General features: G+C 66.3%; 15 protein-coding genes. 7 read left to right on the top strand and 8 right to left on the bottom strand.

All coding sequences use genetic code 11. The annotated features are described in order from the left end of the window. The first annotated feature begins 1 nt into the window (after position 1). The 3 genes from ACFTSF_RS21205 to ACFTSF_RS21195 are packed head-to-tail and all read left to right on the top strand — an operon-like array spanning position 2 to position 2,941. On the top strand, positions 2 to 1,258 hold the full coding sequence (locus ACFTSF_RS21205) for an extracellular solute-binding protein (RefSeq protein WP_380155370.1): 1,257 nt from the start codon (positions 2 to 4) through the stop codon (positions 1,256 to 1,258). Continuing rightward, complete coding sequence (locus tag ACFTSF_RS21200) at positions 1,258 to 2,133, top strand: carbohydrate ABC transporter permease (protein ID WP_380155369.1); 876 nt, start codon at positions 1,258 to 1,260, stop codon at positions 2,131 to 2,133. The genes ACFTSF_RS21205 and ACFTSF_RS21200 overlap by 1 nt, the downstream gene beginning before the upstream one ends. Then, a complete protein-coding gene (locus ACFTSF_RS21195; RefSeq protein ID WP_380155367.1) occupies positions 2,123 to 2,941 on the top strand; it encodes a carbohydrate ABC transporter permease in 819 nt (272 codons plus the stop codon). Before ACFTSF_RS21200 ends, ACFTSF_RS21195 begins: the two co-directional genes overlap by 11 nt. 2 nt (positions 2,942 to 2,943) lie before the next feature. On the opposite strand, the gene ACFTSF_RS21190 is transcribed toward ACFTSF_RS21195, so the two are convergent. The 6 genes from ACFTSF_RS21190 to ACFTSF_RS21165 all read right to left on the bottom strand — a co-directional run bounded on the left by ACFTSF_RS21190 (position 2,944) and on the right by ACFTSF_RS21165 (position 9,009). Next, positions 2,944 to 4,200: a hypothetical protein gene (locus ACFTSF_RS21190; protein ID WP_380155366.1), complete on the bottom strand. Its 1,257-nt coding sequence runs from the start codon at positions 4,198 to 4,200 to the stop codon at positions 2,944 to 2,946. Between the two features lie 73 nt (positions 4,201 to 4,273). Beyond that, positions 4,274 to 5,104 carry a carbohydrate ABC transporter permease gene (locus ACFTSF_RS21185; RefSeq protein ID WP_380155365.1) on the bottom strand — a complete coding sequence of 277 codons (831 nt, stop codon included), beginning with the start codon at positions 5,102 to 5,104 and terminating at the stop codon, positions 4,274 to 4,276. Between the two features lie 2 nt (positions 5,105 to 5,106). Then, entirely contained in the window at positions 5,107 to 6,018 is a 912-nt protein-coding gene (locus ACFTSF_RS21180; protein WP_380155364.1) for a carbohydrate ABC transporter permease, read from the bottom strand. Continuing rightward, entirely contained in the window at positions 6,015 to 7,508 is a 1,494-nt protein-coding gene (locus ACFTSF_RS21175; protein ID WP_380155363.1) for an ABC transporter substrate-binding protein, read from the bottom strand. The genes ACFTSF_RS21180 and ACFTSF_RS21175 overlap by 4 nt, the downstream gene beginning before the upstream one ends. Further along, on the bottom strand, positions 7,508 to 8,524 hold the full coding sequence (locus ACFTSF_RS21170; protein ID WP_380155362.1) for a Gfo/Idh/MocA family protein: 1,017 nt from the start codon (positions 8,522 to 8,524) through the stop codon (positions 7,508 to 7,510). Before ACFTSF_RS21170 ends, ACFTSF_RS21175 begins: the two co-directional genes overlap by 1 nt. A gap of 53 nt (positions 8,525 to 8,577) precedes the next feature. Continuing rightward, a complete protein-coding gene (locus ACFTSF_RS21165) occupies positions 8,578 to 9,009 on the bottom strand; it encodes an RpiB/LacA/LacB family sugar-phosphate isomerase (protein ID WP_380155360.1) in 432 nt (143 codons plus the stop codon). A 97-nt stretch (positions 9,010 to 9,106) separates the two neighbouring features. Between ACFTSF_RS21165 and ACFTSF_RS21160 the strand changes: the two genes are divergently transcribed. Beyond that, positions 9,107 to 11,332 carry an RICIN domain-containing protein gene (locus ACFTSF_RS21160; protein WP_380155359.1) on the top strand — a complete coding sequence of 742 codons (2,226 nt, stop codon included), beginning with the start codon at positions 9,107 to 9,109 and terminating at the stop codon, positions 11,330 to 11,332. On the opposite strand, the gene ACFTSF_RS21155 is transcribed toward ACFTSF_RS21160, so the two are convergent. Beyond that, a complete protein-coding gene (locus ACFTSF_RS21155; protein ID WP_380155358.1) occupies positions 11,319 to 11,627 on the bottom strand; it encodes a winged helix-turn-helix transcriptional regulator in 309 nt (102 codons plus the stop codon). The two genes, ACFTSF_RS21160 and ACFTSF_RS21155, sit on opposite strands and share 14 nt — an antisense overlap. A gap of 68 nt (positions 11,628 to 11,695) precedes the next feature. On the opposite strand from ACFTSF_RS21155, the gene ACFTSF_RS21150 reads away from it, so the two are divergent. Continuing rightward, positions 11,696 to 12,040 (top strand): hypothetical protein, encoded by a 345-nt coding sequence (locus ACFTSF_RS21150; RefSeq protein WP_380155356.1) that lies wholly within the window; start codon positions 11,696 to 11,698, stop codon positions 12,038 to 12,040. Here the strand turns inward: ACFTSF_RS21150 and ACFTSF_RS21145 are convergent. Further along, a complete protein-coding gene (locus ACFTSF_RS21145; RefSeq protein ID WP_380155355.1) occupies positions 12,037 to 12,975 on the bottom strand; it encodes a S8 family serine peptidase in 939 nt (312 codons plus the stop codon). The genes ACFTSF_RS21150 and ACFTSF_RS21145 overlap by 4 nt on opposite strands. Before the next feature lie 192 nt (positions 12,976 to 13,167). Between ACFTSF_RS21145 and ACFTSF_RS21140 the strand changes: the two genes are divergently transcribed. Together ACFTSF_RS21140 and ACFTSF_RS21135 are read left to right on the top strand one after the other, a co-directional pair. Next, entirely contained in the window at positions 13,168 to 13,857 is a 690-nt protein-coding gene (locus ACFTSF_RS21140; RefSeq protein ID WP_380155354.1) for a HEAT repeat domain-containing protein, read from the top strand. Beyond that, positions 13,851 to 14,822, top strand: coding sequence for a HEAT repeat domain-containing protein (locus ACFTSF_RS21135; protein WP_380155353.1), 972 nt, complete (start codon positions 13,851 to 13,853; stop codon positions 14,820 to 14,822). The genes ACFTSF_RS21140 and ACFTSF_RS21135 overlap by 7 nt, the downstream gene beginning before the upstream one ends. Position 14,823 lies beyond the last annotated feature (1 nt).

Here is a 14,823-nt window from a genome sequence, read left to right as displayed (position 1 = left end):
CATGACCACTGCACGAAAGCTGGTCGCCTTGGTGGCGACTCTCGCCCTCGCAGGCTGCGGAGCACCCGCGACCGAAACGGCGAACAAGGCGGCCGACGCGAAACTGCGGATGACGGTCTGGACCTCGAACGAGGCCCAGCTGAAGCTGCTCAACTCGATCGCCGACGCGTACCGGGCCGAGCACCCGAAGGTCAGCTCGATCACGTTCGAGAGCCTGCCGTTCGCCGACTACAACACGACGCTGACGACTCAGATCGCCGGTGGGAACGCGCCCGACCTGGCCTGGATGGGCGATATCTCGCGAGACCTGATCGCCGCCGACGCGCTGGTTGAGCTGACCGATCCGCTGAAGGCGACCGCGGGCTGGAAGTACGACGACCTGGTGGACAGCGCGGCCAAGGAGTTCAGCAAGGACGGCACGCTCTACGCGTATCCGTTCTCGAACTCGCCGTTCGCGCTGTACGTGAACACCGACCTGCTGGCGAAGGCCGGGCAGAAGATCGACCCGGCCAAACTGACCTGGGACCAGGTCGCAGCCGCCGGTGCTGCGGTCCATGCCAAGACCGGCAAGGCCGGCTTCGTCGTTCGCGACTTCGACTACAAGGCCTGGAACACGCTGGCCACGGTCTGGACCGGCTGGGGCGCGTCGGCGTGGAGTGCGGACGGCAAGACGTGCACGTTCGCGAGCCCGGAGATGCAGCAGGCGTTCACGTTCCTGCATGATGCCGCCTTCAAGACCAAGGCGATGCCGGGTCCTGGCGTGACGGCCGACTTCTTCGCCGGTGACGCGGCGTTCACTGTCGCGCAGGTGTCGCGCGCGTCGCTGCTGACCGGGTCGTTCAAGTTCGCGCTGCACCCGCTGCCGGCCGGGCCGAAGGGCAAGTACGCCGTGATCGGCCAGGCCGGCGTGGGTGTACTTGCCTCCAGCAAGCAACGCGACCAGGCCGTGGACTTCCTGGCCTACCTGTCGAATCCGGAGAACGCCGCGAAGCTCGCGCAGTTCTTCCCGCCGCCCCGCAAGTCGCTGCTGACCGGCCCACAACTTGCCGCGAACAACAAGGTGCTCAATGCCGCCCAACTGAAGGCTGCAGTCGTCGACCAACTGCCGAACGCCGTCACGCTGCCGAACCACACCAACCCGGCCGAGATCGCCCAGAAGGGCAAGACCGCGCTGGATGCGCTGTGGACACCGGACGCCGACATCCCCGCCGTACTGAAGTCGGTTTGTACGGCGATCCAACCCGTCCTGGACAAGTGATGTCGTACTGGACCATCCGGCGCCGCGATGTCCTGACGGGGTATGTGTTCATCCTTCCGCAGTTGGCCGGGGTCGCGTTGTTCGTGCTGCTGCCGGTCGGGATGGCGATCTGGTACAGCCTGAACGACTGGAACGTGTTCACCGGTCAGCAGACGTTCGTCGGTGCCGCGAACTATGCGGCGCTGGCGGATGATCCGCAGTTGCCGAAGGTGCTGCTGGCAACCACCTTGTTCTCCGGTGGAGTCGTCGTACTCAACATCGCGCTGGGGTTGTTGATCGCCGTACTGCTGAACCGGAAGTTCCGTGGGGTGACCTTCTTCCGGACGTTGTTCTTCTCGCCCGTGGTCGTGTCGGTGGTCGCGTGGACGCTGGTCTGGGGATTCCTGCTGCAGGACAACGGCGCGATCAACGGTCTGTTCGGCGGCGGTCCGAACTGGTTGCAGCACGGCGACACCGCGATGATCTCGGTGATCTTCACCCAGGTGGTGCGCAGTGTCGGGGTGAACATGGTGCTGTTCCTGGCCGCGCTGCAGGGGGTGCCGGGGGAATTGTACGAGGCGGCGCGGATCGATGGTGCGAGCAGCCGGTCGGTGTTCGGGCGGATCACGTTGCCGCTGATCTCGCCGACGATTCTGCTGACGGTGATCGTGACGATCGTCGGCGCACTGCAGTCGTTCGCGCAGATCGCCGTACTGACGGCAGGTGGGCCGGAGCTGTCGACGACCGTGCTCGTTTACAACGTGTTCCAGCAGGCCTTCAAGTTCAACGACATCGGGTACGGCTCGACGCTGGCGCTGATGCTGCTGAGCTTCGTGATGGTGCTGACCTTGCTGCAATGGCAGCTGCGCCGGAAATGGGTGTTCTATGAGGAGTAGGCGCGTACTACTCGTGCTGGCGCTAGCCGTGCTGGCGATCCCGTTCGTGGTGCCGACGGTGTGGATGGTTGCCGCGTCGGTCAAACCGTTGCCGGAGATCTTTGCGCTGTCGCCGTGGACCAAGCATCCGACGCTGGCGGCGTACGGCGAGGCGTTCAGCTTCCAGCCGTTTGCTCGGCAATACGTGAACAGCGTCTATATCGCCGTACTGGTCACGCTGATCACGCTGGTGGTGTCGGCGCTGGGTGGGTACGCGTTCGCGCGGATCCGGTTTCCCGGGGCGAACGCGTTGTTCCTCGTCGTACTGACTGGGCTGCTGGTGCCGAGTGAGGTGACGATCGTGCCGCTGTTCCAGCTGTTCAAACGGGCCGGGATGATCAACACGCACTGGCCGCTGATCCTGGTCACCGCGCTGGCGGCGCCGTGTGTGCTGGCAACGTTCATCATGCGGCAGTTCTTCATCGCGCTCCCGGTGGAGCTCGAGGAGGCGGCTCGGCTGGACGGACTCGGCAGACCGGGGATTTGGCTCCGGATCTGCCTGCCGCTGGCCAAGCCGGCGCTGTCAGCGGTCGCGATCCTGACCTTCCTTGCGTCGTGGAACCTGTACCTCGAGCCGACCGTTTACATCACCTCGCCGGAGCTGTTCACGCTGCCGCAGGCGCTCACCCGGTTCACCGACGCATACGGCGGCCAGATGTGGAACACCCAGCTCGCCGCCGCGACGATGACCGTGCTACCGATGCTGGTCGTCTTCGTCCTCGCCCAGCGTCAGTTCGTGGAGGGCCTCGCGCACTCCGGCCTCAAATGAGATCAGGAGTCCCAGATCGGTCCCAGGGCCGGGATTCCGAGCCGCTCCATCCCGTGCACCACCGACCAGGTGACCTTGCGGTTCGACACGCAGATCACGGCCTCGGCGTCCGAGGACTCGTACGCCGAGTAGGCAAGCTTCACCATGTCGGGTTTGCCGTTGGCATCGGTGTCCCAGATGATCGCGTCGGGCTGGGCGGCGAGGATCTCGTTGACCAGCGACTGCCCGTAGGTCTTCACCGGGTTGCGGGTGACCCAGACCAGCTGCATCGGCACCCGGTTGGCGAGGATGTGGGCCAGAACTGGACCGATCCCGCTGCCGGTCACGACGTACACGACTCGGTTGAAGACGCTGCCGTAGTTGGCCATGCCGGCGGTCGAGATCCCGCGCACCCAGATGTGCGACGGCGGGTTGTCGATGAAGTCGCTGGTCCAGTCACCGGCCCGCGAGATCGCCATCCGGAACCCCGGTGCGCCGGGCGTCGGGATCACCGCGAAGCTGTGCCACTGCTGCAGCGGGTGCCGGGCGATCGCCCGCGTCGAACCTGCCATCGGCCGGAAGCGATTGCTGCTCACCAGCGCGACGTGTGACGACGGCCGGATCACGTCGACCGGGATCCGCCGCAACATCGTCCACGGGAGCAGCGAGCTGGCCGTGGTGATGGTCAGCACGATGATCGTCGAGGCGCTGGCGAGTTGGAGCGCGCTGATCCAGAACAGCCCAGACAGTGTCCATCCGCCGAACCGGTGCATGCGTTCGAAGAGGTCGTGATGCTCGGCCCGGAACTTCGGCCGCGATGTCATCACGATCCCGAGCAACAGCAGCGACTGCAGGCAGTACGTCACCTGCAGAGCAGCGTCGACCTGGCCGATGGCCACCACGGTCAGCGCCCAGAACCACAAGGTCCCACAGATCGCGCCACCCACGTGCAAGCCGCCGAGATGGTAGCCCTTGGCAAGGGTCCAGCGCAGCTTGAGCGGCCACGACTTCGGTGCCCGCATCACCAGCTTGCACAACGCATTCACGAAGAACTGCTGGCGGATCAGAATGCCCAATGCGAAGTTGATCTGGGCAATCAATGCGACATTAACGACCGAACCCCACCAGTGGTTCCCGAGGCCGATCCCGAGCAGGATCGCGTTGCTGAGAACGACGAGCAGAGTCAGTCGATGACTCTGCATCAGTCGTGGATGCTTGAGAATCCGCCGTGCCGCCGGCAGTTCCTCCGGTAATTGGACATGCGTCAGTACCGCGCTCATCGAAATTCCCCCAGAATTTCACGTCACCCCGTTGGTAACCCGTGAGACGTGACGCTTCGGGGGAAAGTTCGGATCAGTCCTTCACCGCTCCGGATAGGCCCTCGATGAAGTAGCGCTGGAAGAAGAGGAAGACGGCAACGATCGGAACCATCGACAGGGTGACGGCGGCGGCGAAGCCGGACAGGTCGACGCTGTACTGCTGGGTGAAGGCGCGCAGGCCGACCGAGACCGTGCGCAGATCGGGATCGCCGAGGGTGAAGATCAGCGGGACGAAGTACTCCTGCCAGCTGGAAGTGAAGCCGAGGATCGCAGTTGTCGCGATGATGGGCTTGGCCAGCGGGAAGATCAGCCGGAAGGTGCGGAAGAAGCCGGCGCCGTCGATCGCGGCCGCATCGAACAGCTCCTGGGGGATCGCGCTGAAGTACCCGCGGAACAACAGCGTGCTGAAACCGACGCCGCCGGTGAGGGCGAGCAGGACACCCCAGACAGTGTTGAGCAGACCGATCGTCTGGATCAGCTCGAACACCGGCAGCACACTCGTTGCCGTCGGCATGAACAGGAAGGCCAGGATCATCATCCCGATCAGGCGGCTGCCGGGGAACTTGTAGCGGGCGAGCGTGTAGCCCGCGAGGGCCGCGGACATCACGGTGAGAGCGGTGCTCGCCGTACTGTAGAAGACCGAGTTGAAGAGATAGCGGCTGAAGTTCGCCGTGGTCCAGGCTCGGCCGTAGTTCTCGGTCGTCCAGTGCTCGGGCCAGAGCTTGAAGCCTGCCGTGTACATCTCGTTGGAGGACTTGAACGACGAGAACACCGGCCACAGGAACGGGTAGAGGTAGATGAAGGAGACGGCCAGCAGTACGACGACCAGCAGGACCGAGCGTGGAGTCCATCGTTGGGTGCGCATGACTAGACCCCGTAGTCCTTCCGCTTGAGCTGCGCCCGGCCGACCAGCTTGCCGACGACCGCGTACACGATCAGCACGGTGATTCCGAACACGAAGGCCGCGGCACTCGACGTACCGAACTGTGGGCGGGCCTGAGTGAAGGCCATCTCGTAGACGTAGTAGTTGATGACGTAGGTGTCGGTGCCCGGGCCGCCCGAGGTCAGGATCTGGATCCAGTCGAAGATGCCGAGTGACCAGATCAGGCCGAGGGATGCGATCACGACGCCCATCGGGCGAACCAGCGGCAGGGTGATGTGCCACAGCCGCTGCAGCGCGCCGGCGCCGTCGACCTCGGCGGCCTCCAGGAGGTTCCGCGGTACCAGCTGGAGGGCCGCCATCCAGAAGATCACGTACTGGCCCATGATCTGCCAGGTCGAGATGACGGCGATCGTGCTGAACGCGATCGGTCCGGACCGGAGGAAGTCGACCGGCTGGTCGACCAGGTGCAGCGTGGTGAGCAGGTGGTTGATCGCTCCGTCGGAGGGACTGAGCAGGTAGTAGAAGACCATGGCCACGATCGACGCCGGCATCAGCCAGGGCAGGAAGAACACGGTCCGGAAGAACGCCGGCCAGCGCAGCCACGGACGGGTCAGCAGCAGCGCGATCAGGAAGGACAGCGGCAGCTTGATCAGCGTCTGCCCGATCGTGAACGCCCAGGTGTTGGCGTATGCCTTGCCGAACAGCGGGTCGGATAGGACGGTCTTGTAGTTGTCCAGGCCGACGTTCGGTGAGTCGCCGAGGGCGCCGATCCCGTCGAAGTCGTGCAGGCTGAACTGCACGGTCCGGACCAGCGGCCAGACCGTGAAGGCCAGGAACAGCAGGATGAACGGGACCATCACGAGGTAGATCCAGCCGACGTCGCTCCGGCGGGTCATCTGGTGAACTTGAACGGAGTCAGGCCGTCCCAGTCAGGCTCGGCGTAGCAGTCGGTCGAGACCTTCAGCCCGGACGCGGCCTCCTTGCTGAGCTGGGCCTCGAAGACCTTGTTCTGCTTGTCCTCGATGCCCTTGGCCAGTGCGGGCCAGTCGCCGCCGCTCTGCAGGTACTTGTTCACCGTGCTGTAGACGAGGTTCTCCTGGATCCGGTCGACCTTGCTCATCGCTTCGGACTTGGCGAGGTCGGGGCACTTCAGCGCCGGAACCGGAGCGAGGACATGCACCTTCGGGTCGAGCGGCAGCAGTTCGCGAGCCAGGTTCTCCTTCGGCAGCCACTTGGCCGCGTCGGCCGGGTCGATCCAGGGGAGCAGGTCGAAGCCCTTCGCGGTGAAGTGTTCGGAGAACCAGCCCTTCGGCCGGGTCATCCACTCCAGGAACTGCGTCGCTTCCTTCGGGTGCTTGCTCTGCGAGCTGATGAACAGTTCGGGCAATGGCGGTCCCTGGGCGATCCGGCCGGCGTACCCGCCTGGTGCAGCGGTGGTCTTGGCCGGCGGCAGCGCGACCCCGAAGTTCTTGAACTTGAAGGTCTGCGGGAAGACCGACGACATCCAGCCGCCGTCGAAGTAGAACGCGGCCTTGCCGCCGACGACGGCCTGGCGGGCGGCGATCTTGTCGTACTGGCCGGGGAAGACGTACTGCTGCTCGTACAAGGAGCGGATGTACTGCAGGGCCTCGACGAACTGCGGATCGGACGTCTCGGTGAACTTGCCGGACTGCAGGGAGACCTTGGTCGGCGTGTAGCCCTTCTTGTTCACTCCGACGAACGTCGTGAGCAGTCGCTCGATCTCGTCGGGTCCCTGCGTCGACTGGGCCAGACAGCTCGCCCCGGCCTTGTCCTTGATCGCCTGGCAGGCGGCGGTGAACTCGGCCCAGGTTGCCGGCAGCTTGCCGGTCAGGCCGGCCTTGGCGATCACGTCCTTGTTGAAGTACATGTAGCCGAAGCCGATCGTGCCGGTCGCGGGCGGCCGGGGCGTGGTGTAGATCTTGCCGCCCTGACTGTAGATCGGCTCCATCAGATTCGAAGTGTCGCGGAAGCGGGAGCGGAAGTCGGCCGGGAGCACCGAGTCGTCCAGCGGCGCGGCCCATTTGTTGCCGATGACATCGGCCAGCTCGAAGTACGCACCGGCGGCCGGCCAGGTGTAGGTGAAGATGTCGGGGGAGTTCTTGCTCCGGAAGCTCAGCGGCAACGCCTGCTTGTAGTCGGCCTCGGCCAGCTCCTCGGGGACGACGTTGATGTTCGGGAACTCCTTGCGGAACTCGGCCGCGGCCTCCTTGTAGAACTCGAGCCGCTCCTGGCTGTAGCCCTGCCACTTGATGGTGACGACACCATCCTCGGTCTCCGGCCTGCCGCCAGTGCTGTTGCAGGCCGCGAGAGTGGCCAGGGCGAGCCCGGCGGCCAGTGCCGCCTGCGTGATCCGGTTGAGGTTCATCAGTACTCCGTTCGCTGCAGGGATCGATCGGCGGCTGAGTCGTAGGCAGCCTGGACGGCGGCGACGACCGACAGGCCGTAGTCGCCGGTGACGCTCGGGGGTTCGCTCCCCGTGAAATCGGCGAGCTGGTCGCGGAAGGCGGTCACGATCTCGTCGTGGCCGGTCCGCTCCCGGAGGTGGACGGACTCACCGTCGTGGAACATCCACAGCCCGCTGGTGTGAGACAGCCGCAGCGCGCCGCGTTCGCAGATCACCTCGGTCTCGTCCTGCGGAGGCAGGCCGGTACTGGTGATCGAGAACGTCAGTTGGGTGTCGCCCGACAGTTCCATCACGCCGGAGGCTTCGGTCTCGACGGCGATCCCGGGCCGGCGCCAGGTCCGGGCGTTCACCGCGACGACCTTCTCGCCGGTCAGCACCTGGGCCTTGTCGATGCTGTGGCCGCCGATGTTCATCAGGATGCCGCCACCGGCCAACTCGGGATCGAAGAACCAGGCTGGGCGGGAGTCGGGGTCGTACCGGACAGCACGCCGCTCGGTGATCAGCAACGGGCGACCGAGTTGCCCGGAGCGCAGAATGTCGCGCGCCTGCCGGACCGCCGGGACAAATCGCTGCAGATTACCGACGGCCAGCCGGACACCGGAATCGGCGCAGACTTTGATCATTTTCCGGCAATCGGCCACGGTGGTAGCCATCGGCTTTTCCATTAGCACGTGCAGCCCAGCGGCCGCCGCGTCCTCGGCCATCGGGGTGTGCAGCGAGTGCGGCGAGGTGATCACGACGGCATCGAGGTTGCCGGAAGCAAACATCGCCCGGTGATCGCCGTACACGCTGGCATTCAGCGGTACGGCGAGTGCTTCGGCGGCCTCCCGTCGTACGTCGCAGATCGCCGTGATCGCGATCCCGGGAAGCCCTGCCGCGGCCTCGACGTACACCGCGGCGACGCTGCCGGCGCCGACCAGTCCGACGCGAATTTCATTCCTTGTAAAGAATGAATTCAGTCCATTCTCTGCCGTCATGCCTGGGAGTTTGCGGACGGCGCGCAGAACGTGTCAATGGAATGAATGGTGCATTAATTGCTGACGCGCTCGACATTCATCCGATCGGTCTCGTCGGCGCTCGGGGTCCCGGCGAACCAGGCATCGAGGATCTCCTCGAGCAGCGGCTCGGACGTGAGTCGGAGGCTGAGTGCGAGCACGTTGGCGTCGTTCCATTGCCGCGCGCCGTCGGCGGTGTAGGCGTCGGTGCACAGCGCGGCCCGCACGCCCGGAACCTTGTTCGCGGCGATCGATGCGCCGGTACCGGTCCAGCAGCACACGACCGCCTGATCCGCCGTACCGTCGGCCACCTCTCGGGCTGCCGCCTCCGAGCAAACCGCCCACTGCGGATCGCTCCCGGGCTCGAGCGCTCCATGCGCGCTCACCTCGTGCCCGCGCTTGGTCAGCTCCGCGACGAGTGCGCGTGCGACGGGCAGGTCCATATCCGACGAAACCGAGATCCGCATGCACCGAGCCTAGTTCCGGAACTTCGGTCAGGTCTTGAATTAAGTGTGGGAATCCGCTTTCCTAGGCGCACCTCTGCCGCCCACTCGAGGAGATCTCATGCCCGGAGCCGCCCCACTCCGCCCGCCGCCGCGTACCCGGCGCCGGCGTACCGTCGTGATCGCCGCGGCGCTGGCCGGTCTCGTCGCCGGTGGACTGACCCTGATCGACCCGCCGTCGGCGACCGCTGCCATCTCGCCGACCGCGTGGAACACCGTGGCCGCCAAGCACAGCGGCAAGTGCCTCGACACGCGTGCAGCCGGTACGGCGAACGGCACCGTGGTGCAGCAGTACGCCTGCAACAGCAGCACCGCCCAGCAGTGGCAGTTCCAGCCGACCAGCGGCGGGTATGTGCGCGTCAACGTGCGCACCGCTCCGGCTCAGGTGGTCGACGTCTCCAACGTCTCGACCGCGGACAATGCCCTGGTCCACCTCTGGGCGTACGGCGGTGGCAACAACCAGCAGTGGCTGCCGGTCGAGGAGGCGGATGGCGCCTACCACCTGGTGAACCGGCACAGCGGCAAGTGTCTCGACGTACCGTCGGCCTCCACCGCGGACAGCGTCCAGCTGGTGCAGTTCGCCTGCAACGGAAGCGCCGCCCAATCGTTCAGGATCACTTCAGTGGACACTCCGCCGAACCCGCCCGGTACGCCGGACTTCGGCCCGAACGTCTCCGTCTTCGACCCGTCGATGCCGGCCAGCCAGATCCAGTCGCGGCTCGACCAGGTCTTCAACCAGCAGGAGGAGAACCAGTACGGCGAGCAGCGGTACGCCCTGCTGTTCAAGCCCGGCACCTACAACGTCAGCGCGAACGTCGGGTTCTTCACCCAGGTCGCCGGTCTCGGCCTCACGCCGGGCAGTGTGAACATCAATGGCGCCGTACACGTCGAGGCGGACTGGTTCCCGCCGCAGAACGCGACGCACAACTTCTGGCGCGGCGCCGAGGGCCTCACAGTCACCCCGCCAGGCGGGCTCGACCGCTGGGCGGTCAGCCAGGCGTCGGCGTACCGGCGGATCCACCTGAAGGGCAACCTCGCGCTCGACGACGGCGGCTGGTCGAGCGGCGGCTTCATGGCCGACACGATCGTCGACGGTCAGGTGCGGTCCGGTAGCCAGCAGCAGTGGCTGTCGCGCAACACGCGCTGGGGCAGCTGGACCGGTCAGAACTGGAACATGGTCTTCGTCGGCGCCGAGAACGCACCCGCGGGCAGCTTCCCGGAGCCGCCGTACACGAAGGTCGCGCAGACCCCGATCATCCGCGAGAAGCCCTACTTGTACGTCGACAGCGCCGGTGCCTACCAGGTGTTCGTCCCCGCGCTGAAGTCGAACTCGGCCGGTCCGGGCTGGGCGAACGGTACGCCGCCCGGTCAGTCGCTGCCGATCAGTCAGTTCTACATCGCCAAGCCCGGTGTCACCGCGGCCACGCTGAACGCCGAACTGGCCGCCGGTAAGGACCTGCTGTTCACGCCCGGCATCTACAAGCTGAGCGACACCCTGCGGGTCACCCGCGCCAATACCGTCGTCCTCGGACTCGGCCTGGCCACGATCATGCCTACCAACGGTACGTCGGCCCTGTCGGTCGCCGACGTGGACGGCGTGAAGATCGCCGGCCTGCTGATCGACGCGGCCCCGACCAACTCGCCACTGCTGATGGAACTCGGCCCGACGAACTCGTCGGCCGACCACAGCGCCAACCCGACCTCGCTGCACGACATCTACTTCCGCATCGGCGGCTCCGCCGTCGGCAAGGCCACCGAGTCGTTGCGGATCAACAGCGACGACGTGATCCTCGACCACGCCTGGCTCTGGCGCGGCGACCACTCGATCGGCGTCGGCTGGGGCACCAACACCGCCGACACCGGACTCGTCGTGAACGGCGACGACGTCACGGCGTACGGGCTGTTCGTCGAGCACTACCAGAAGTACCAGACGATCTGGAACGGCAACGGCGGCCGCACGTACTTCTACCAGAACGAACTGCCGTACGACCCGCCCAACCAGGCCGCTTGGATGAACGGCTCCACCCGAGGCTATGCGGCGTACAAGGTCGCAGACTCGGTGAACACCCACGAGGCCTGGGGCCTAGGCAGCTACTGCGTCTTCACCTCCGACGCCTCCATAGTCGCCGAACGCGCCTTCGAAGTCCCCAACAAACCGAATGTGAAGTTCCACAACATGGTCACGGTGTCACTGGGTGGCAAGGGCACGATCGCCCACGTCATCAACAACTCCGGCGGCCCCTCCAACTCCCAAACCAACAAGGCCCAATGGGTCAACTACCCCTAGCCGAGTCCGACCATCGGTCGGCCCAGCGCTGCAAGGGCTCGAGTGAGCTGTAGAGCTCGCGCCCGAGCGGCGTGAGGAGATAGGCGCGGGCCTCGTCCTGGGTGACGAGGCCCGTTTCCCTGAGCTCGCTCAGGCGGGTACTGAGCACGGTGGGGGACGCCTGGTCGCACCGATCCCGGAGGTCGCGAAACCCGACCGGGCCGTCGCGCAGCTCCCACAACACCCGCAACATCCAGCGACGCCCGAGCAGATCCAGCGCAGCCATGATCGGCCGGCCGGTGCTGGAATTTCGCACGGGACGACCTGGCGTCGGAGGCGTAGTGTTGGCGATACAGAAACTGTATCACCACGAGGAGTGCGCCCATGCGACCGATCGATCCGCCGTACAACCTGCTGACAACGCACGACCGGGAGATCGTGATCGCCCGGACCACAGCTGCGTGTGATGCGCAGTACGACGTACTGACGTTCGGAGACGCAGTGCCGGAGCAGGATCGGCTTCTGGTGAACGCGATTGACGAACTGCTCGACGCGGCGACGTTGTCGGACTCGACGCGGTCGGCGTTGGGCGATCGATACAGCGACGCGCAGGTGATCGAGTTGGTGTTGCTCACCGGCTGGTACCGGTCGATCGCCACCCTGATCAACGCAGCCCGCTTGCCGCTCGATCCGGCCGCTCCACGTGGAGCGGCCGGATCGACGTACTAGTTGGAGAACAGGATGCGGTCCGGCGTGCCGAGGCTGTCTGGGGTGAGGCGGCCGGTGGTGGCGTTGTTGTTGAGTAGTTGCTGGATGGTGGCGGGGGAGGCGGTCGGGTACTGCTCGAGGAGCTTGGCTGCGGCGCCGGCGGTGACGCCTGCGTGGCCGCCGTGGATGCCCCACGGGTTTTCGTCGCTGCCGCCGCCTACTGCGGTCGTTCCGCTGGGTGCGGCGACGTCGACGCAGCGACCGCGGTTCTGGCCGGCTCCTAGCACCTCTTTGGGGTTGCCGGTGTTGGTGAGGTCCAGCTGGGTCGCGGTGATGGCGCCGGCGACCCGGGCGGGGGAGTAGTTGCAGGCGTCGGCGCCGAAGTCGGTGCCGTTGTTGCCTGCGCTGACGACCCAGGTGACACCGCTCTGGATCGACTGGGCGACCGCCGCGTCGAGGGCGGGGTCAGCAGCGACGGCGAAGGGCAGGACGGCAACGGCGGGCTTCACCGCGTTCTGCGTGACCCAGTTGACCCCGGCAATAGCGCGGTCAGCGGTCGGCAGCGCGTTGCACTTGAAAGTTCGGATCGCGACGATCTGCGCTTGTTTCGCGACGCCGTACTTGGTGCCGGCCACCAGCCCGGCCACTCCGGTTCCGAACACTGTGCACTCGGTACCGCCGACCAGATCGGCACCCTGCGACGCCCGGCCGCCGAAGTCGGTGTGCGTCGTGCTCACGCCGTCGCTGAGGACATAGACGCGGACGCCCGCGCCGGTTGAGTTCCAGCTGTACGACTTGTCGAGGGGGCGGTCGCGCTGGTCGATGCGGTCGAGCGCGCCGCTGGGGTTGGGCTGGGTGCCGGCGGCCGCGTACGCCGGGGTTTGGGCGAGCAGGGTGACCGACGCGAGCGCCGCGCCGATCAGGGCGATGCTGCGCAGGTTGTGGTGTCTTGCCATGTCGTTGCCTCCTGAGCTTCGAAACGGAAGCCCAGATCGTGGCCCGCGGAAAAAACTCCCGCAAACGATTGAATGCCGCTCAAATGGCGTGAACCAGCCGCCGCTGGGACGCGTATGCCATGCCCTTTCCTGCCACACTGCTTGACCTTGACACTGTGACAAGGTCTTCACTGGGTGCAGGAGGTGATCACCGTGAGTGCGGTGGAGAGGTTGGTCGGAGTGTTGAGCGCCGGGGATTCATCGGCGCGGTTGCGGACGGCCATGACGGTCGGGTCGGAACCGGGGCTGGTGGAGGCGTTGCTGGCGCGGTGCGCGGTGGAGCCGGACTTCTTCGTGCGCGACATGCTGACCTGGACGTTGACCCGGCAGCCGGTGGAGCTGACGGTTCCTCAGGTTTTGGCGGAACTGCAGTCGGAGCACGTGCAGGCGCGCAGCCAGGCGCTGCACACGCTGTCGAAGCTCGGAGTGCCGAGTACATGGACCGCGATCACGGTGGAGCTGCTGCACGACCCGGACGACGAGGTGGCGCGGACGGCTTGGCGGGCGGCCGTCGTACTGGCTCCTGTTGAGGAGCGGGAGGCGCTGGCGGCTGAGCTGGTCAAGGAGCTCGGGCGTGGGGACCGGATGGTTCAACTGAGCCTGAGCCGGGCGTTGGTCGGTCTTGGTGAGCTCATCGAGCCGGTACTGCGGCCGGCGCTGGCGAGCGTTGATCCGCAGGTGCGGGCGCACGCTCGGGCGACCGACCTGCTGCTTCGCAACCCGGACGCTGCGTTCGCGGCCGATGTCGACGCGGCGAAGCGCGTGGACTCTCTAGGCCCCGAGAAATTGGCCGCCGCCGAGGCGGCGAAGGCGGCCCAGAACGGGGCACAGGCCGCGTGCTGATCGGTGAAGTGGCGCGCCGCTCGGGGGTGAGTAGCCGGATGCTCCGGCACTACGACTCCCTCGGGCTAGTGCGCCCCACCGGTCGTACCGTCGGCAACTATCGCGAGTACTCCGCCGACGACATCCGCCGGATCTTCCACGTCGAAAGCCTGCGCTCACTCGGCCTCTCCCTACGCGAGATCGGCCAGGCGCTCGAGGACCCGACCTTCGCCCCGACGGCCCTGGTCAGCGACCTGATCCAGCGCACCGAGGACCGCCTGCACCGCGAGCAGGAGCTACTCGAACGCCTCCGCACGGTCGACGCCTCCGCGCCGAGCGGCTGGGAAGACGTGCTGCGGATCATCGAACTCCTGCACACCCTCGATTCACCCAACGCCGCCCGTCGCCAACAGGCCGTCCTCGCCCCGCGCGACGACGTACCGGTCCCGACCGAGGTCCTCGCCAAGGCGATCCTGACCGAGTCCGATGCGAACGTGGCCGGCGCTCTCCGGTGGGCCCTTGCTCGTGCGGACGGTGGGGTGGCGAGTATCGCGCCCGGGCTGCAGTCGGACGACGTCGACGTACGGCGACGCGCGGTGCAGGCGATCGTCGAACTACCCGGGGTGGAGGCGACCGCCGTACTGGAGGGTGCTCTCGTCGATGACGATCCGATCGTCCGCAAACACGCAGCCCTTGCCCTAGGCAACCGAGGTGTAGTGGCCGCGATCCCAGCCCTGGTTGGCCTCATCGTCGAAGGCATCAACGACGTCGAAGCCGCCGAGATCCTCGGCACCCTCGCCGCTGACCCCACCGTGATCACCTCCCTGACCGACGCCCTGACGGTCTCCGACTCCGCCGGCCGAATCCGCCTCACCCAAGCCCTGGCCGAACTCCCCGCACCACTCGCCGACGACGCACTCCGCCAACTTGTGGACGACCCCGACCGCGTCGTCGCCATGCTCGCCAACGCCCTCCTGAAAGCCTGAA

Origin of the sequence: Kribbella sp. NPDC056951 (assembly GCF_042674205.1) — a bacterium.
Classification (GTDB): Bacteria; Actinomycetota; Actinomycetes; order Propionibacteriales; family Kribbellaceae; genus Kribbella; species Kribbella yunnanensis.
This window is presented reverse-complemented; position numbering and strand designations above follow the sequence as displayed.

Excerpts from the sequence above, each read along its gene's own strand:
- ACFTSF_RS21205 (WP_380155370.1), top strand. The coding sequence starts at position 2 with ATGACCACTGCACGAAAGCTGGTCGCCTTGGTGGCGACTCTCGCCCTC.
- ACFTSF_RS21200 (WP_380155369.1), top strand. The coding sequence starts at position 1,258 with ATGTCGTACTGGACCATCCGGCGCCGCGATGTCCTGACGGGGTATGTG.
- ACFTSF_RS21195 (WP_380155367.1), top strand. The coding sequence starts at position 2,123 with ATGAGGAGTAGGCGCGTACTACTCGTGCTGGCGCTAGCCGTGCTGGCG.
- ACFTSF_RS21190 (WP_380155366.1), bottom strand. The coding sequence starts at position 4,200 with ATGAGCGCGGTACTGACGCATGTCCAATTACCGGAGGAACTGCCGGCG.
- ACFTSF_RS21185 (WP_380155365.1), bottom strand. The coding sequence starts at position 5,104 with ATGCGCACCCAACGATGGACTCCACGCTCGGTCCTGCTGGTCGTCGTA.
- ACFTSF_RS21180 (WP_380155364.1), bottom strand. The coding sequence starts at position 6,018 with ATGACCCGCCGGAGCGACGTCGGCTGGATCTACCTCGTGATGGTCCCG.
- ACFTSF_RS21175 (WP_380155363.1), bottom strand. The coding sequence starts at position 7,508 with ATGAACCTCAACCGGATCACGCAGGCGGCACTGGCCGCCGGGCTCGCC.
- ACFTSF_RS21170 (WP_380155362.1), bottom strand. The coding sequence starts at position 8,524 with ATGACGGCAGAGAATGGACTGAATTCATTCTTTACAAGGAATGAAATT.
- ACFTSF_RS21165 (WP_380155360.1), bottom strand. The coding sequence starts at position 9,009 with ATGCGGATCTCGGTTTCGTCGGATATGGACCTGCCCGTCGCACGCGCA.
- ACFTSF_RS21160 (WP_380155359.1), top strand. The coding sequence starts at position 9,107 with ATGCCCGGAGCCGCCCCACTCCGCCCGCCGCCGCGTACCCGGCGCCGG.
- ACFTSF_RS21150 (WP_380155356.1), top strand. The coding sequence starts at position 11,696 with ATGCGACCGATCGATCCGCCGTACAACCTGCTGACAACGCACGACCGG.
- ACFTSF_RS21145 (WP_380155355.1), bottom strand. The coding sequence starts at position 12,975 with ATGGCAAGACACCACAACCTGCGCAGCATCGCCCTGATCGGCGCGGCG.